The 248-nt window shown below is 53.2% G+C and carries 2 rRNA genes; both read left to right on the top strand.

Annotation, left to right across the window (positions count from 1 at the left end):
* A 23S ribosomal RNA gene (locus IH09_RS36350) occupies nucleotides 1-78 on the top strand; the annotation flags it as partial.
* A gap of 73 nt (nucleotides 79-151) precedes the next feature.
* Nucleotides 152-248 (top strand): 5S ribosomal RNA (gene rrf / locus IH09_RS36345); the annotation flags it as partial.

Here is a 248-nt window from a genome sequence, read left to right as displayed (position 1 = left end):
ACTGGGTTGATAGGCCAGATATGGAAGACCGGTAACGGTTGGAGTTGACTGGTACTAATAGGCCGAGGGCTTGTCCTCAGTTGCTCGCGTCCACTGTGTAGGTTCTGAAGTAACGACCTGTGTGTTGCCGGGTTGGTTAACTTCATAGTGTTTCGGTGGTCATTGCGTTAGGGAAACGCCCGGTTACATTTCGAACCCGGAAGCTAAGCCTTTCAGCGCCGATGGTACTGCAGAGGGGACTCTGTGGG

This window comes from Streptomyces celluloflavus (assembly GCA_000720995.1).
GTDB lineage: Bacteria > Actinomycetota > Actinomycetes > Streptomycetales > Streptomycetaceae > Streptomyces > Streptomyces celluloflavus.
Note: the sequence above shows the minus strand (reverse complement) of the source record. Positions and strands in the feature narration are given on the sequence as shown.